We start from the raw sequence: 15441 nt of genomic DNA, 5'->3' as shown, positions 1-15441 counted from the left end.
ACATTATTAGTCGCTGCGCAAGAGCCGTGCAGGCCCTTTGAAGCCAGCCACAAAAAAACCCGCCAAAAGGCGGGTTTTCCTGTTTCCGAAACCGGAAAGGATCAGTTCGGCAGAGCATAAGCGATAACGTAATCGCCCATCTTCGTGCCGAAAGAGCCGTGACCACCGGCATAGGTCACGATGTACTGCTTGCCATTGGCCGCGTAGCTCATCGGGGTTGACTGGCCACCGGCGGGCAGACGGTCCTGCCACAGGGTTTCACCCGTGGTGACGTTGTACGCACGGATGTAGAAATCAAGCGTAGACGTCAGGAAGGCGACGTTGCCGGCCGTGGTGAGCGGGCCACCAAGGCTCGGAACACCGATCTTGAGCGGCGGCAGCTGGATGGGCAGGGCGCTGTTGTACAGGCTGTCACGCAGCGTGCCATTGCGATGCTGCCAGATCACCTTGTTGGTGCGCAGGTCGATACCAGCCATGTAGCCCCACGGCGGACGCTTGCAGGGGATGGGCAGGCCGATGCGCGTGGTGATCGGGTTGAGGAACGGGCTCAGCATGATGGCATAGGGGGCGCCATAGTTATGCTGCAGGCCAGTCTCGCCGCCCGAACCCTTGGCATCCTTTTCGGGCCAGAGCGGGTTGCCCGGACCACGGGGAACCAGACGCGACACGAAGGGCAGGGCGATCGGGTTGGAGATGGCGATCTGACGCTGCGGATCGACAGCAAGACCACCCCACTCGAAGATACCCAGATTGCCCGGGAAGATCAGCGAGCCACGCTCGGACGGCGCCGTGAACGTGCCCTTGTAGTCGAGCTGATGGAAAGCAACGCGGCAGATCAGCTGATCGAACACGGTGCCACCCCACATGTCCTTGCCCGTCAGCAGGGCCTTGGGACGCAGGGTCAGGTCAGAGAAGGGCTGTGTGGGAGCAACGTGATCGCTCTTCACCACTTCCTGCGGCACGGGAAGCTCGGGTGCAGGCACGATCAGCTTGCCGTCGCGGCGGTCGAGAACGAAGATGTTGCCCGTCTTGGCCGGTGCGTAGATGGCCGGAATGACGGTGCCGTCCTTCTGGGTGATGTCCACAAGGCTCATTTGGGCCGGAAGATCCATGTCCCACAGATCGTGGTGCACGGTCTGGTAGCTCCAGGCCAGCTTGCCGGTATCAGCATGCAGGGCGAGAACTGCCGAAGCGTAACGTTCTGCATCCGGCGTGCGGTTGCCGCCCCACTGATCGGGGGTCTGGACACCGGTCGGAATGTAGATCAGGCCAAGATTGGCGTCGTAGGACGAAGTGATCCAGGAGTTGGGGGAGTTGGCAACGTATTTGTGGTCACCGCTTGGCATTTCGTTCGGGTCGGGGTTCGAGGGGTCGAACACCCAGACGAGCTTGCCTGTGAACAGGTCAAAAGCACGCGTAACGCCGGACGGCTCCTTGGTGGAGTTGTTGTCGGTCACGGCGCCGGAAACGATCACGAGCTTGTCGGTCACGACAGGCGGTGAGGTCGGCTCGTAACCACCTACATGGTCATACGGCATGTAGGGCGTGCGCAGGTCGAGCTCGCCGTTATTGCCGAAGCTTGGGCAAGCCTTGCCGGTCTGGGCATCAACAGCGAACATGCGACCGTCATTGACGGGCAGGAACAGGCGCTCATGGCACTCATCAGGGGCCGGCGAGCCATCGGAGGTGACGGCGCTGGCATCGGATTTGTGGTAGGTCACGCCACGGCAGGTCAGATGCTGGAAGCCAGGATTGACATAGAGGTGAGGATCGAACACCCACTTCGTCTTGCCGGTTGCGCCATCGACAGCCCAAAGCTTTTGATGAAGCGAGCAGAAATACAGCGTGCCGTTGACGGCAAGCGGTGTTGCTTCATTGGTGGCTTCACCTGGGTCGTTCGGGCCCTTGAGGTCACCCGTGCGCATGGTCCAGGCCACCTTGAGCTTGCTGACATTGTCAGCATTGATCTGGGTGAGCGGGGAGAAGCGATTGCCATACTGGGTACGGCCATAGGCCTGCCAGTCGCCATCGGGCACCTGAGCAGCATCGCTGCCAGCGGCAGCGATCTTCTCGGTAGGCAGATTGCCCGCCTTGTCGCCCGGATCCCGTACGAAGGCTACGACCACGACGATCAGCGCGAGAACGACGCTGCCCAGCAGGGGCATTGTGGCAAGGCGGCTGGTCGTAATCTGACGGCTGACGAAAGGCAGAAGCAACCAGATGCCGAGAATGGTGATCACATCGCCACGTGGGACTAGCGACCAGAAATCAATCCCGATTTCACTGATTGCCCAGACTAGCGAGCCAAGAATGATCAGGGTGTAAAGCCAGAAGGCGGCCGGGCGGCCCGTCCAGACGAGATAGGCGGTCGCCAGAAGGGCAATACCGCAGACTGCGTAATAAGGGGTGTCGCCATAGCTCAGGAGCCAGACACCGCCGAGTGTCAGATAAATGCCACAAAGGGCAAATATCACGGCGGTGAGGGCTGCCCAGAACCGCGGCCGGGAAACCGTGTTCATGCGTCGTCCTATGTGTGGTTTTCGTGTTCGGAAACGTTGCGAAAAGAGACCGCGTGGAAAAAGGCCCAAATGTTGATCTACGTCAAGAACGTCCCATATTGTGGTTAAGGTTCTGTCTAACCCAAAGTAAATGTTTTGGCGCGTTAAAATGGGTTGTGCAGGGCAGAGATATCCTTTAGGTGCCCCCTTTCGAACGCGCGTCCAGGCGATGGTAGGGCATGCCTGGCCGCTTGGTAACGTCCGCAAGCAATTGCGGGGGATTGCCTGATATGTCGAGAGGAGAATGAAATGCCCAAGATGAAGACCAAGTCGTCGGTCAAGAAGCGGTTCAAGATCACCGCGACCGGCAAGGTGATGTGCGGTCCCGGCAACAAGCGCCACGGCCTCATCAACCGTCCGCAGAAAATGAAGCGCACCAATCGCGGCCCGCAGACCATGACGGACATGGATGCGAAGACCGTGAAGCAGTGGGCCCCCTACGGACTGGCTTGAGGAGCAGATAAATGGCACGTGTTAAGCGCGGCGTAACGACGCACGCCCGTCACAAGAAGGTTCTGGATCTCGCCAAGGGTTACCGCGGCCGGTCTTCCACCAACTATCGTATCGCTCTCGAGCGCGTCGAGAAGGCTCTTCGTTATGCCTATCGCGATCGTCGCAACAAGAAGCGCGATTTCCGCGCTCTGTGGATCCAGCGTATCAACGCTGCTGTTCGCGAGCAGGGCCTGACCTACAGCAAGTTCATCAACGGACTGGCAAAGGCTGGCATCGAAATCGACCGTAAGGTTCTGGCCGCCATCGCATTCGATGACGCCGCAACCTTCGCCGAGATCGTGAAGCTGGCGCAGATGGCTCTTGAGCAGTCCGCTCAGGAGCAGACGGCGCAGGCCTGATCAAAGGCTCTAGCCTCCGGATTTCCGCTTAGGCAGATTTCCGGATTTGATAGAAAACGGGTCGTCCTGTATCAGGACGGCCCGTTTTCTTTTTTGACGATACCAGTTGACCGATGGGACAGGCGAATGATGGGCGATGATCTCGAAGCGCTGAAAAGCGAAACTCTCGAATCCCTGGCACAGGCGCAGGATCACGCCAGCTGGGACACCATTCGCGTTGGGGTGCTGGGCAAATCGGGCCGCCTTACTGTCCTGCTCAAGGAACTGGGCAAGATGACGCCCGAGATGCGCAAGGAGCGCGGTCAGGCGCTGAACCGCCTGCGCGATGCACTCAATACGGCTGTCGAAGAGCGTGGCCAGGCCATTGCCGAGGCGGCGCTGGAAGCCCGGTTGAAATCCGAGCAGGTCGATGTGTCGATGCCGGCTGTCTCGACTCCGCTCGGGCTACTGCATCCGATCAACCGCACGATCGAGGAAATGACGGCGATTTTCGGTGCCATGGGGTTCTCGGTAGCCGAGGGGCCGGACATCGAATCGCAATGGCATAATTTCTCGGCGCTCAATACGCCTGACCATCATCCTGCGCGAACCGAGCACGATACATTCTACCTGCCTGCATCCCACGAGGAGTCGCCGCCGCGTGTGCTGCGTACCCAGACATCGGGCGTGCAGATCCGCACCATGCTGACCCAGTCCCCGCCGATCCGTGTCATCGCGCCGGGGCGCACCTATCGCGCCGATCATGACGCCACCCACTCACCGATGTTTCATCAATGTGAAGGACTTGTCATCGATCAGGGCATCACGCTTGGTCATCTCAAGGGCTGTCTGATCGAGTTTTTGCGTATCTTCTTCGACAAGCCGAATCTTCCTGTCCGTTTTCGCGCCTCCTATTTTCCGTTCACCGAGCCCTCGATGGAGGTTGATATCGGTTGGTCCCGCCAGACGGGTGAGATTGGCGGTGGGACCGACTGGCTCGAGGTTCTGGGCTCGGGCATGGTTCATCCGCGCGTACTGGCCAATTGCGGCCTCGATCCCGCCATCTGGCAGGGTTTTGCCTTCGGTATGGGCATCGAGCGTCTGACCATGCTCAAGAACGGTATTCCCGATCTGCGCTCCTTCTATGAGAGCGATCTGAGATGGCTGCGTCATTACGGCTTCTCTGCCCTGTCCTCCGTCAGCCTCGCAGAAGGAGTCTGAGACCATGAAATTCACTCTGTCCTGGCTGCGCGAGCATCTCGATTTCACGGTCTCGCTGGATGAGATCGTCAGCAAGCTCAACGCCATAGGCCTTGAGGTCGAGAGCGTCGAAAATCCCGCCGACTCGCTGCGTGGCTTCCGTGTCGCCAAGATTCTCGAGGCTCATCGTCATCCCGATGCTGACCGGCTGCAGGTCTGTGTGGTGGCTGCTGGCGGGGATTACGAGAAGGTGCAGGTCGTATGCGGTGCGCCCAATGCCCGCGCCGGGCTCCATGTGATCTTCGCGCCGCCGGGGACCTATATCCCGGGCAGTGATATTACCATCAAGGCAGGCAAGATACGCGGGCAGGAAAGCGGTGGCATGCTGTGCTCATTGCGCGAACTGGGTCTCGGGACCGAAAGCGACGGTATTGCCGAACTGCCCGAAACTGTCGTTTTGGGTCAGCCTTATGCGGATTATGCGAAGCTCGATGACCCGGTGATCGATATCTCGATCACCCCCAATCGTGGCGATGCCCTCAGCGTGCGTGGCATAGCCCGCGATCTGGCTGCTGCCGGACTGGGTCATCTCAAGCCGTGGCTGGTCGAAACGGTCGAGGGGCAGTTTGCCTCGCCAATCAACTGGGACATCCAGTACGATACAGCCTGCCCCTATATCGCCGGGCGACTGGTACGTGGCGTCAAAAATGGCCCGAGCCCCGACTGGCTGCGCCAGCGTCTTGAATCGATCGGGCTCAAGCCAATCAGCGCGCTGGTCGACATCACCAATTATCTCACCTTCGATCTGGGGCGTCCGCTCCATGTGTTCGATGCGGGCAAGATCAGCGGTACCACCCTGTCTCTCACCCGTGCGGCCCGTGAGACGTTCCGTGCACTGGATGGGCGCGACCTCGTTCTCGGCACGGATGACCTTGTAATTGTCGATAGCGCTGGCGTGCAGTCCCTGGCGGGCCTGATCGGCGGTGAGGCGACCGGCGTTTCTGACGAAACGACGGATGTGTTCATCGAGGCCGCTCTGTTCGACGCGGTGCGTATCGCCCTGACGGGGCGCAGGCTCGGCATCCATACCGATGCCCGCCAGCGTTTCGAGCGTGGAATCGATCCGGCACTCGTTCTGCCCGGCCTGGAGGCTGCCACGCAGCTCATCCTGTCGCTCTGCGGCGGTAAGGCCAGTGAAATCACCTGCGCTGGCGCGGTTCCCGCCTGGCAGCGTGAGGCATGGCTGCGTTTTGATCGTCTCGAAACGCTGGGTGGCATCGAAATCCCTTCGGGAGAAGCCACACGCATCCTCGAGCATCTCGGGTTTGCCGTGCGTGAGCAGGACGAGACACGCGCCTGTTTCGCGGTGCCGTCATGGCGCAATGACGTGGCGACAGGTGTTACGCTCGATCAGGCACCGCATCTTGACCCTGCCCAGGCTCAGAACGCTGCGGCGTCGGTTCATGCCATCGAGGCAGAAAACGACCTGATCGAGGAAGTGCTCCGTATCTACGGGCTGGACCTGGTGCCCCCGCTGCCATTGCCGCTCAAGACCGCGATTGCCGCTCCCGCCCTGACGCCGGCACAGGCCCGTCTGGGCGATCTGCGTCGACTTTGCGCATTGCGCGGGCTGGTGGAGACCGTTGGCTTCTCCTTTGTCTCGCATGAAGATGCCCTGCTGTTCGGCGGAGCACCCGAGGGGCTGCGTCTGCTCAACCCGATCGCTTCCGACCTCAACCAGATGCGCCCCACGCCGCTGATCAATCTGGCCCGTGCATGGCAGCGTAATGCCGCGCGTGGGTTGGGTGATGCGGCCCTGTTTGAACTGGGTCCCTGCTTCCACGCAGATGGGCAGAAGCTCGTGCTGGCCGGGCTGCGGGGTGGTGAGACGCCAAGGCGCCCCGGTATGCGGGCGCAACCCATGACGCTGTGGGACGCCAAGGCGGATCTCATGGCGGCGCTCGAGGCGCTCAAGCTTCCTGCCGAGGCGCTGAGCGTGACGGCCGATGCGCCCGGTCATTATCATCCCGGCCGCTCGGGTGTCGTGCGTCAGGGGCCAAAGACGGTTCTGGGCTGCTTTGGCGAGCTGCACCCCCGCGTGACACGGGCCATGGGCATCGATTCGACCCTTGTCGTGTTCGAGATCTTCCTCGATGCTGTGCCGCTGCCCAAGGTCAGGCGTCGCCAGCCACCTGCGCTTTCGGCTTTCCAGCCTGTCAGTCGCGATTTTGCCTTTATCGTGGCTCCGGGTGTGGAAGCTCAGGCCGTTCTCAAGGCGGCCCGTGGTGCCGAACGTGGGTTGATCAGTGATGTGCGCCTGTTCGATGTGTATGAGGGCGGGTCGCTTGAGGCAGGCCATCGGTCACTGGGCATCGAGGTCACGCTCCAGCCGGTCAAGGCGAGCCTGACCGATGAGGAAATCGAGGCGGTATCAGAAAAGATCATTGCGGCCGTTGCCAAGGCAACCGGCGCAACGCTGAGACGCTGAGGTTCCATGCCCAATTCCGCCATCACCCCTCGTGTCATCTGGCTTCTGGCAGGTGAGGCCAGTGGTGATGTGCTGGGCGCCCATCTCATGCAGGCGCTTCATGCGCGCGACCCGCATCTGATCTTTGTCGGAATCGGTGGTCCGCGCATGGAGGCGCTGGGTCTCGCCAGCCTGTTCCCTATGCGGGATCTGGCAGTGATGGGGCTGGTGGAGGTGCTGCCGCGCATTCGGCAGCTTTCCCAACGTCTGAACGAGGCGGTCAATGACGTAGTGCTGCGTCAGCCCGATCTGATTGTCACGATCGACTCACCGGGGTTTGCGCTGCGATTTCTCAAGCGCTTGCGGCACGTGACCGTACCGAAAATCCATTATGTCGGCCCGCAGGTCTGGGCGTGGCACGAGAAGCGTGTCCACAGTTTCCCCGAACTCTGGGACCGGTTGCTTTGCCTCCTGCCGTTTGAGATGGAGTGGTTCGGAGAGCGCGGCGTAGCTGTCGATTTCGTCGGTCATCCGGTGCTTCAGTCAGGGGCCGATCAGGGAGACGCGAAGCGCTTTCGTCTGCGCCATGGCATCGCCGATGAGGCACCTGTACTCATCCTGATGCCGGGCAGCCGTCGCTCCGAAGTGCCACGCCTCTTGCCGGTTTACGGCAAGATGCTCGCCCTGCTGAAACAGCGTTTGCCGGGTATCGTGCCGGTCCTGCCGCTTTCGCCGCTTGTCGCCCAGACGGTACGCGCTGCCGTGGCACGCTGGCCAGTCAAGCCGATCATCGTGACCGAGCTGCATGACAAGCACGATGCTTTTGCCGCGGCAGGCGCGGCCCTGACCAAATCGGGCACGTCGACGCTCGAACTGGCTCTGGCTCATGTGCCGATGGCTGTGGCTTATCGTGTGAATCCAGTCACGGCATTCATGGCGCGTCGCCTGATCAAGGTGAAATACGTGGCGATGGTCAATTTGCTGGCGGGGCGGGAGGTCGTGCCCGAGCTTCTGCAGGAGCGCTGCACGCCCGAGGATCTGGCGGATGCGTCCTATGCCCTGTTGACCGATCCGGTACTGGGTGCGACGCAACGCGAAGCCTTCGACGCGGTCATGGCGCAGCTGCGCCCTCCGGTATCGCAGGACCATAACGGCACCCCGTCAGACGCAGCGGCAGAAGCGGTTCTGCGTATCCTGAACGAGCAACGCCCGGCGACAGGAAAGTAACCCGAAAGCTGAACCTGAAGCATCCTGAGAGGCCTCTAGGGGCGCTTGAGATGATGAACCCGGCGAACTTGACCTGCCAAGGCAGGGAAGCGGTTCTGTGATGACAATGGTCTGCATGAGTCGTGAGTGAGGCCGTCAGCAAGCGCCAGCTCTTGTCACAAGCCCGTCTCTTGTTCCCAGCCGGGTGAACAAGGCGGGAAAGATCGCTGCACTTAGTGCGTACCGCCATAGAGTTGCTCAGGCGTGACTTCCGGCGCGGTCGTGTCACGTAACCCTTCTGGCACGACTTCGTGGTAAAAGCAGCTCCGGCGCCCGGTGTGGCAAGCCACGCCTGTCTGGTTCACGAGCAACAGCACCGCATCGCGATCGCAATCCAGCCGGGCCGAAACGAGGGTCTGACGCTGCCCGGAGCTTTCGCCCTTGCGCCACAGCCTGTCGCGGCTGCGTGAGTAATAACAGACCTGACCGGTTGCGAGCGTCTCGGCCAGCGCCTCGCGGTTCATCCATGCCAGCATCAGAACATCATGTGGCGCCTCTGCCGCTTGGGCGAGGGCCGTGATCAGCCCGTCCTCATTGAAACGCACCGTATCGAGCAGGGCGTCGATCGTCTGCTGATCGGGGGGGAGGTAGCTCATGATGTTTCGTCCTGAAACCAGTCGGGAATGATGGGTGTGAGGGTTACTCCCTCATGATGCACGGGCGTTGTCCAGACCTCGCGACGCAAAAAGGCAAGGCCATAGTGCCCGATACTGCTGCGCATCTGACCGATTTCGCGGCCTTCAGCCATCAGGATGGTGCCGCAAGGAGGGAGGGGGCCGTCACCCTGTACAGGGACCAGACGCTTTTTCACCAGCCCACGGTAATGGGTACGGGCGGTGAGTTCCTGTCCCATATAGCATCCCTTGGTGAAGGAGATGCCATGCAGCCAGTCGAAATTGGCCTCGATCAGTAATGTCTTCTCGCTCTCGCAATCCTGCGCATCGGTCAGGCCCAGCGAAAGGCGGTGGGCGTGATAGGCTACGAGATCGGCCTGATCGGCTGTATCAGGCCCCTCGGTGACGCGGCGCCATCCTGCATCAGGATGTCTCGGGTCACGACGTGCGCTCTCGTGAGGAGCGTCATCCCAAAGAGCTTCCACGGAAAGAGCGGTCCGCTCCAGTGCCACGTCGGCCCGCAGGCGAAACCGCATCAACCGGCTGATCAGAAAATCGGCGTGATCGGCGGGCACGTCGAGCAGAAGTCGCTCGCTTTCATGCCATAGAAAGAAATCCGAAAGGTAGCGGCCCTGAGGCGTGAGATAGCCTGTCCATATCAGAGCCTCGTTCGAGGCCGCATTGACGTCGTTCGACACCAGTCCCTGAAGAAAGCTCACTCTGTCCCGGCCACTGAGGGAGAGAACAACGCGATCCGTGAGCCATGCTCTTGCCATTTTCATTCTCCAATCCGGGCAGTATTGAATGGAGATGCGGCTTGCAGCCTGCTGAAACAAGAGAGAAAATATGAAAGCGACGGGCAGGTTACTCGCGCGTTGCATTGTCAACGCAAGTCATTCCCCTCAGGAGGGGATATCCTGGGAGGCGTGATTTTTGCCAGTTTCCGAGATCATTGACCCGGCTGACCCCGAAGCCGAAACGAGAAGACGTCGCCTGATCGAACTGCTTGGTCCGATTTTTGGTGTTGTGCTTGTCATCGTGGTCATCGTTATTGTCACGCTTCATTCATATCACAAGACGCGAGATGGGGTGATTGCGCTGACACGCGATCTGTTGCGTGAGGAACAGAAAAACCTGACACAGCAGGTCTCTGACTATCTGGCACCGGCACCTGCGACTGCGGTGGTGGCGCGTGATGTACTGACTGACCCTGTTTCCGATGAGCCTCCGCAGGTCTTTCTGGATTATGGCGCGTCCATGCTGCGCAATGTCGAGCAGGTGGAAAGCTTTTATCTGGCCGATGATCGCGGTTCGTTCTGGTTCATTGATCGCGCACCGAAGGACATTGCCGATGGCATGGAATGGGTGCACTTGCTGCGGGACAAGAACGTGTTCCGGCACTGGTATTACAATAGGAATAATGAGCTCGTACGCACAAGCGACACACCGGCCAAGAATTACGATCCGCGTCAGCGCCCCTGGTACAAGGGAGCTTTTGAACATCCCGACCTGAACTGGTCAGATCCTTATCCTACCGTAGCAACCGAGCAGTTGATTGTTACTGCGGCGAGCGTTCTGCATACATCGGACGGACATCAGGCTGTTTTTGCCATCAACATCTCCCTCAACCGCCTGACGGATTTCCTTGCGGCCATCAAGATCGGCAAGAGCGGCAAGGCCGTTGTTGTGGACAAGGAAGGTCATCTTATTGCCGGGAGCCACCTTCTTGATGTGGCTCGAAAGGCGGACTGGCAGTTTGACAAGATGCAGCTCGATCCTGCGACGCAGCCGGTTTTTACCCGCGCCTTGTCCCTTTTCCATATCTACGGAGCAGGTGTTCACCTGATCAAGGCGCGTGACAAGCAATACGTTGCCATCATGGCCTCGCTGCACAAGATCAGACCGGGCTGGGTACTGCTGCTCAATGCCCCAGAGGATGATTTCGCGGCTTTTGCCGCTGCGGCAGGACGTCAGGGCTTGCTCTTTTCGCTGGTGATTGTGGTACTGGCTGCGCTTCTCGCCGGGTTTCTCGTGCGCCAGAACCGCCGAACCGAGAGCTTGCGCCGCCAGATCCGGTACGAACGTGCCCAGGTCAAGGCCGAGAGCAATGCGCTCAATGCGATGGCCGGAACGCCGAACCTTCTTGATCCCGGCCATGATGCGCCGCTTCTGACCCAACGTCTCGCCGAGCTCGCACGGGCAAGGCGCGTCAGCCTCTGGCGCTCCGTCGGTGAGGACGAACGTCTGCTCTGTGAGGACGCCTATGATCAGACGACCGATGCCCACAGCGCTGGTATGGAACTCGCCCATAGCGATTTGAAGAATTTTTTTGCCGTGCTGATGTCCGGCGAAGTGATCGAGAGCGATCAGGCAGCAACACAGGAGGGATTGCGCACCTTCCAGCGTATGGTGATGAGCCAGATTGGCTCCAGATCGGTCTATATCCAGCCGATTCTGGCCCGAGGCACCGTGATCGGGATGGTGGTGCTGGAAGACGCAGCCCGTCCGCACGCGGTCTCGCATATCATCGCAATCGTGGCGGAGATTGCAGCCGTTCGTTTTGCCAGTATGCGCGCAGATGAGGCGTCAGCTGGAAAGCCGGAGCGGAAGCAGCGTGAGGATTATGCCGCCATCACGACAAAGCTGAGTGAAGGATTCATCGCCGCTCCGGGGCAGCAGGCCGCAGGTGATCTGCAAGCCGGGCAATATGCGATGGTCCCCGTGGCGACCATCCTGTTTCAGGATTCCAAATCCGAGGCGACGGTCGATTTGATCCCGATTGTCCAGGCGCTGGTGGAGCGTTTTCAGGATGTCATCGAGCATGCTGGGCTGTTTTCGGCTCAGGTGCTTGGCGGCCGGCTGGTGCTGATTGGCGGATGCGCGCAGCAGCCTGATCCCGATGCAGCCCGACGTGTGGCCGACGCCCTGCTCGCCTTGCGTGAACTGGCGCTCGTCACACTTTCCGATGCTGAACTCACACCAAATTTCCATATCGGCCTTGATGTGGGACAGGCTTTCGGTGCGACGCTCGGCAATGATCCGGGTGTATTCAATATCTGGGGAGAGGCCCCCCGAATTTCGGAGCTCCTTGCCATCAGCGCCCCTGACTCCGGAACGATCCAGGTTTCCGAGGCGGCGCATGCCTTGCTGCGTGACTATTATCTCTTCAGGCCGCGTGGGATGTTTTATCTTCCCGGTCTTGGCATCACCAACACCTACGTTCTGGCAGCCAAGCGGTGAGTGACGAGCTTCCCCTCTATCGGCGATTGCTGCGTCGTCTGGGCGCTCTGACCCGTCGGCAATTACGCTTCTCGCTCATGCTTGTCGGGGCAAGCTGGGGTGTGGTGCGCGAGGCGCTGCGCCCGACATCCTGGCGACGCACTGTACTGCATGAATTCAAGGATACCTTGCGTCAGGCCGCGGGGGGAGGGCTGTTCAGCACGCTTTTCACCGCTGCCCTGACGGGGTTCGGTATCGTGGCTCAGGCGATCTACTGGCTGGGCATTGCCGGTATGGCCGATAGCACGGACTCATTGCTTGCAACCGTGCTCGTTCGCGAGATTGCACCCGTTCTGGTTGGGGTCATCCTGCTGGGTCGTAGCGCCATGTTGAGCCTGACGCAGCTCGGACAGCTTACCCTGGGGGGCGAGTTACGCGCATTGCAGGCGCAAGGGATCGACCCTTTCATGACGCTTGTCATGCCACGCGCACTTGCCATGATGCTGAGTTCCTTCACCCTCGGCATGGTCTTCAGCATCATTTCTCTGTCGGTCGGCTACGGGGTGTGTCGTGTGAATGCCGTCATCACCATGCCGCTCTGGACATTCCTCTATGATATCGTCGGTGCGATGAAGCCGATCGATTATCTCGGCATTCCACTCAAGCTGACGATCAGCGGCTTTCTGCTCAGCATTGCCACCCAGTTGACCGGGCTCGATGCCACACGCTCCGATACAATTGCCACGCTTTTGCCGCGCGGTTTCGCACGTGGCATTCTCGTGATCATGGTCGTCAACGTGGTGCTCGGGGTGACAGTCGCATGAGTGATGATCTCTCCGCCGTACTGGAGTTGCGCGAGGCTCGGCCGATCTTTGAGGAAAGTGGCCTGACCTCGATTCCCTACTCTCTGCGACTGATGCCTGGAGACTGCCTGCTGATCGCCTGTCGTGATTCCGAGCGCGCCACGCGGTTTGCGGATCTCTGCACAGGTATGGCACCGCTGGTTTCGGGACAGGTGCTGTGTCAGGGGCTTGATTGGGAAGCTCTTCCCGAGCCCCGGGCCTGGGCATTGAGGGGGCGTATCGGCCGTATCATGCAGCAGGGTGCATGGATCGATCTTTTCGGAACCGATCTGAACATCCTGTTACAGCAACTGCATCACACACGCACGCCCACCGAGACGTTGATTGACGAGGCGGTCGCATTGTCGCGCCGCTTCGGTCTGCCCGGTTTGCCCACTTTGCCTCCTGGTCGGCTAAGCGTAGCCGATCGGGCCAAGGCGGCCTGCGTGAGGGCGTTCCTGGGTGAGCCCAAGCTGCTCCTCCTGGAAGATCCTGTGGGGCTGGAGACTTCAGATATGATGACTGCCTTCCTGGCCGAACTGACAGCCGCGCGCGAGCGAGGCTGCGGTGTGATCTGGTTCTCACGTGAGCCGGAATTATGGCGTGGCTATAATGCAGAGGGAACGCAGCGATACAGGTTGCTGGATGAGGGTCTGTTACCAATGAAGCAGGTGGTCTGATGTTCCGTGTCCGTTCAAATGCCGGCACTGACAGCCGCACCCGTCCTCTGTTGCGCATCCGCTATGCCGATGAATGGGTTGGTATGCTGGTCGTGGTCACATTCGGCCTCTTTATTTTTGCAATTATCGAGGCTGGTGTGCTGCGTGACTGGCTGACACCCGCGGGCAAGCTGCATTTCAACCTGCCTGAAAGCGGTATTGCTGGTCTGGCTGTCGGCAATGACATCGAGTTGATGGGGATCCGGATTGGCTCGATCCGGGCCGTAAAGATCAACCCGCATGGCAATATGTATGCGATCGCCGATATCGACCCCCAGTTCGAGCCCTATATACGCAAAGACAGCCACGCCATCATCCGCCATCGTTTCGTGGTAGCCGGAGCGAGCTATATCGAACTGGAGCGCAGCAAGGGCCCGGCGATGGACTGGGAATTCGCAGAGCTTGAGGCGACAGTCGAGCCCAATCCGGCGGACATGATTACCAAGACGATCAGCGATATTCGTGCAGGTATGATGCCTAGCCTGCATAATGCGGACAAGATCATGGCTGATCTCGCTGCCGTAACGGCATCGATCCGCAGCGGGAAGGGGACGGTCGGCGGATTGATGATGGATGACAAGCTCCTCACGCATGCCGATGCGGTGATCAGAACTCTCCAGGAGTCCATTGAACGCCTCAAGCCGATCGAGGCGCAGATTTCAGGGGTTCTGAAACAGACAGAAGGTACGATGACGAATCTGCGGTCGAGCAGCAATGACGTGAAGAAAGCCACGCCACAGCTGAAAGACACCATGGCCCATCTCAATGCGGCGAGCGCCCAGCTCCCCGCGCTGCTCACGCAGGCGCAGGCGACGACCATCAGCCTCAAACGCCTGACAGACCAGTTGCGCAGTCTGTGGATTCTGGGGGGAAGCCCGGGTAAGGCCCCCGCTCGCAGACTGCCTGCCGGAGATATCAAGCCATGAAGCTTGCCCATATCGGATTGCTGGTCGTGCTGGGTGGCATGACAGGCCTTGCAGGTTGCGGCAGCACTGGCGGGAAGGACGCTGCCCGGACCGATCAGGATTATCAGAATGCCATGGAGGTTGGACGCGATTCCTTCGACCTCACGCACGCAGACCAGGCAAGGACGCAGTTCGAAAGTGCTTATGGGAGAGCTCTGCTGCGTGACGACGTGTTTGCCATACGCGACGCGGGGTACAATCTCGCCGTTGCCGAACTCGCCCTGGGTAATGCGAAAGCGACACTCGATACTGTGCATCGCGTGCACGCCGATATGGCGCTGCGTGGCGATGCTGCCAGTCCGGCACTCGATCTCGCGGCTGTCGCAGCCTATTGTCGCCTTGGGCAGGACGCCGAGGCCCTCGACCTGGTTCGGGCGATCAATACAGATGACCCGGCACTTGCGGAGAGACGGGCCTTCCTGACAGGCATTGCGGCTGATGGCGTGGGAGATACCGGTCTGCTCGCCCAGTCCCTCAACGCATTGCCACTATCACAGAAGCCGCCGAGGCTGGAGCAGGCCGACAGGGCCGAACTCACATCGCGTCTTGCGATCCGTCAGGGACATTATGATCAGGCTGAATCCCAGGCCAGAATTGCTGTCGATCTGCGTCGGGATATGCTGGACTATCGCGGTATGGCGAGAGCCCTGGACGTGGCTGCGCATGCGGCCGAGGCCGCTGGGAAGAACGCGCAGGCGGCAGCCTATCGCAAGCGAGCCGCTCAAAGCCGCGCACAGGTCAGTGGCAAGAGCTGATAGCAA

13 protein-coding genes are annotated in these 15441 nt (G+C 60.2%); 10 read left to right on the top strand and 3 right to left on the bottom strand.

Annotated features, from left to right (window positions below):
- Positions 1–101: 101 nt before the first annotated feature.
- Entirely contained in the window at positions 102–2519 is a 2418-nt protein-coding gene (locus ACWNRM_RS11650) for a glucose/quinate/shikimate family membrane-bound PQQ-dependent dehydrogenase (RefSeq protein WP_485170930.1), read from the bottom strand.
- 288 nt (positions 2520–2807) lie between these two features.
- Here ACWNRM_RS11650 and rpmI point away from each other — a divergent pair, with 288 nt between their 5' ends.
- The 5 genes from rpmI (at position 2808) to lpxB (ending at position 8282) form a co-directional block, all read left to right on the top strand.
- Complete coding sequence (gene rpmI, locus ACWNRM_RS11645) at positions 2808–3011, top strand: 50S ribosomal protein L35 (RefSeq protein ID WP_023978115.1); 204 nt, start codon at positions 2808–2810, stop codon at positions 3009–3011.
- A gap of 11 nt (positions 3012–3022) precedes the next feature.
- Positions 3023–3409 (top strand): 50S ribosomal protein L20, encoded by a 387-nt coding sequence (gene rplT, locus ACWNRM_RS11640; RefSeq protein ID WP_062164227.1) that lies wholly within the window; start codon positions 3023–3025, stop codon positions 3407–3409.
- A gap of 129 nt (positions 3410–3538) precedes the next feature.
- A complete protein-coding gene (gene pheS / locus ACWNRM_RS11635) occupies positions 3539–4609 on the top strand; it encodes a phenylalanine--tRNA ligase subunit alpha (protein ID WP_485170957.1) in 1071 nt (356 codons plus the stop codon).
- 4 nt (positions 4610–4613) lie between these two features.
- Positions 4614–7076, top strand: a complete 2463-nt coding sequence (pheT, locus tag ACWNRM_RS11630) for a phenylalanine--tRNA ligase subunit beta (RefSeq protein ID WP_485170929.1) — start codon at positions 4614–4616, stop codon at positions 7074–7076.
- Between the two features lie 6 nt (positions 7077–7082).
- Positions 7083–8282 carry a lipid-A-disaccharide synthase gene (gene lpxB, locus ACWNRM_RS11625; RefSeq protein ID WP_485170928.1) on the top strand — a complete coding sequence of 400 codons (1200 nt, stop codon included), beginning with the start codon at positions 7083–7085 and terminating at the stop codon, positions 8280–8282.
- A gap of 212 nt (positions 8283–8494) precedes the next feature.
- Here lpxB and hisI read toward each other — a convergent pair whose 3' ends face one another.
- The gene (hisI, locus tag ACWNRM_RS11620; RefSeq protein WP_485170927.1) at positions 8495–8917 is read right to left on the bottom strand and encodes a phosphoribosyl-AMP cyclohydrolase; all 423 of its coding nucleotides are present in this window, start codon (positions 8915–8917) and stop codon (positions 8495–8497) included.
- Complete coding sequence (ygfZ, locus tag ACWNRM_RS11615; protein WP_485170926.1) at positions 8914–9717, bottom strand: CAF17-like 4Fe-4S cluster assembly/insertion protein YgfZ; 804 nt, start codon at positions 9715–9717, stop codon at positions 8914–8916. The genes hisI and ygfZ overlap by 4 nt, the downstream gene beginning before the upstream one ends.
- Positions 9718–9868: 151 nt before the next feature.
- On the opposite strand from ygfZ, the gene ACWNRM_RS11610 reads away from it, so the two are divergent.
- Genes ACWNRM_RS11610 through ACWNRM_RS11590 form a run of 5 tightly spaced genes read left to right on the top strand, consistent with a single transcriptional unit; the run spans position 9869 to position 15435 of the window.
- The gene (locus ACWNRM_RS11610; protein WP_485170925.1) at positions 9869–12175 is read left to right on the top strand and encodes a cache domain-containing protein; all 2307 of its coding nucleotides are present in this window, start codon (positions 9869–9871) and stop codon (positions 12173–12175) included.
- Positions 12172–12978: an MlaE family ABC transporter permease gene (locus ACWNRM_RS11605; protein WP_485170924.1), complete on the top strand. Its 807-nt coding sequence runs from the start codon at positions 12172–12174 to the stop codon at positions 12976–12978. The genes ACWNRM_RS11610 and ACWNRM_RS11605 overlap by 4 nt, the downstream gene beginning before the upstream one ends.
- Entirely contained in the window at positions 12975–13676 is a 702-nt protein-coding gene (locus ACWNRM_RS11600) for a P-loop NTPase family protein (RefSeq protein ID WP_485170923.1), read from the top strand. The genes ACWNRM_RS11605 and ACWNRM_RS11600 overlap by 4 nt, the downstream gene beginning before the upstream one ends.
- Positions 13676–14641 carry an MlaD family protein gene (locus tag ACWNRM_RS11595; protein ID WP_485170922.1) on the top strand — a complete coding sequence of 322 codons (966 nt, stop codon included), beginning with the start codon at positions 13676–13678 and terminating at the stop codon, positions 14639–14641. Before ACWNRM_RS11600 ends, ACWNRM_RS11595 begins: the two co-directional genes overlap by 1 nt.
- The gene (locus ACWNRM_RS11590) at positions 14638–15435 is read left to right on the top strand and encodes a hypothetical protein (protein WP_485170921.1); all 798 of its coding nucleotides are present in this window, start codon (positions 14638–14640) and stop codon (positions 15433–15435) included. Before ACWNRM_RS11595 ends, ACWNRM_RS11590 begins: the two co-directional genes overlap by 4 nt.
- Positions 15436–15441 lie beyond the last annotated feature (6 nt).

The sequence above is a fragment of the Asaia sp. A2 genome, assembly GCF_057319415.1.
Note: the sequence above shows the minus strand (reverse complement) of the source record. Positions and strands in the feature narration are given on the sequence as shown.

Bases quoted from the DNA above. Each gene is read 5' to 3' on its own strand.
- ygfZ (WP_485170926.1), bottom strand. From the start codon at position 9,717: ATGAAAATGGCAAGAGCATGGCTCACGGATCGCGTTGTTCTCTCCCTC.
- hisI (WP_485170927.1), bottom strand. From the start codon at position 8,917: ATGAGCTACCTCCCCCCCGATCAGCAGACGATCGACGCCCTGCTCGAT.
- ACWNRM_RS11600 (WP_485170923.1), top strand. From the start codon at position 12,975: ATGAGTGATGATCTCTCCGCCGTACTGGAGTTGCGCGAGGCTCGGCCG.
- ACWNRM_RS11650 (WP_485170930.1), bottom strand. From the start codon at position 2,519: ATGAACACGGTTTCCCGGCCGCGGTTCTGGGCAGCCCTCACCGCCGTG.
- pheS (WP_485170957.1), top strand. From the start codon at position 3,539: ATGGGCGATGATCTCGAAGCGCTGAAAAGCGAAACTCTCGAATCCCTG.
- rpmI (WP_023978115.1), top strand. From the start codon at position 2,808: ATGCCCAAGATGAAGACCAAGTCGTCGGTCAAGAAGCGGTTCAAGATC.
- ACWNRM_RS11595 (WP_485170922.1), top strand. From the start codon at position 13,676: ATGTTCCGTGTCCGTTCAAATGCCGGCACTGACAGCCGCACCCGTCCT.
- lpxB (WP_485170928.1), top strand. From the start codon at position 7,083: ATGCCCAATTCCGCCATCACCCCTCGTGTCATCTGGCTTCTGGCAGGT.
- pheT (WP_485170929.1), top strand. From the start codon at position 4,614: ATGAAATTCACTCTGTCCTGGCTGCGCGAGCATCTCGATTTCACGGTC.
- rplT (WP_062164227.1), top strand. From the start codon at position 3,023: ATGGCACGTGTTAAGCGCGGCGTAACGACGCACGCCCGTCACAAGAAG.
- ACWNRM_RS11590 (WP_485170921.1), top strand. From the start codon at position 14,638: ATGAAGCTTGCCCATATCGGATTGCTGGTCGTGCTGGGTGGCATGACA.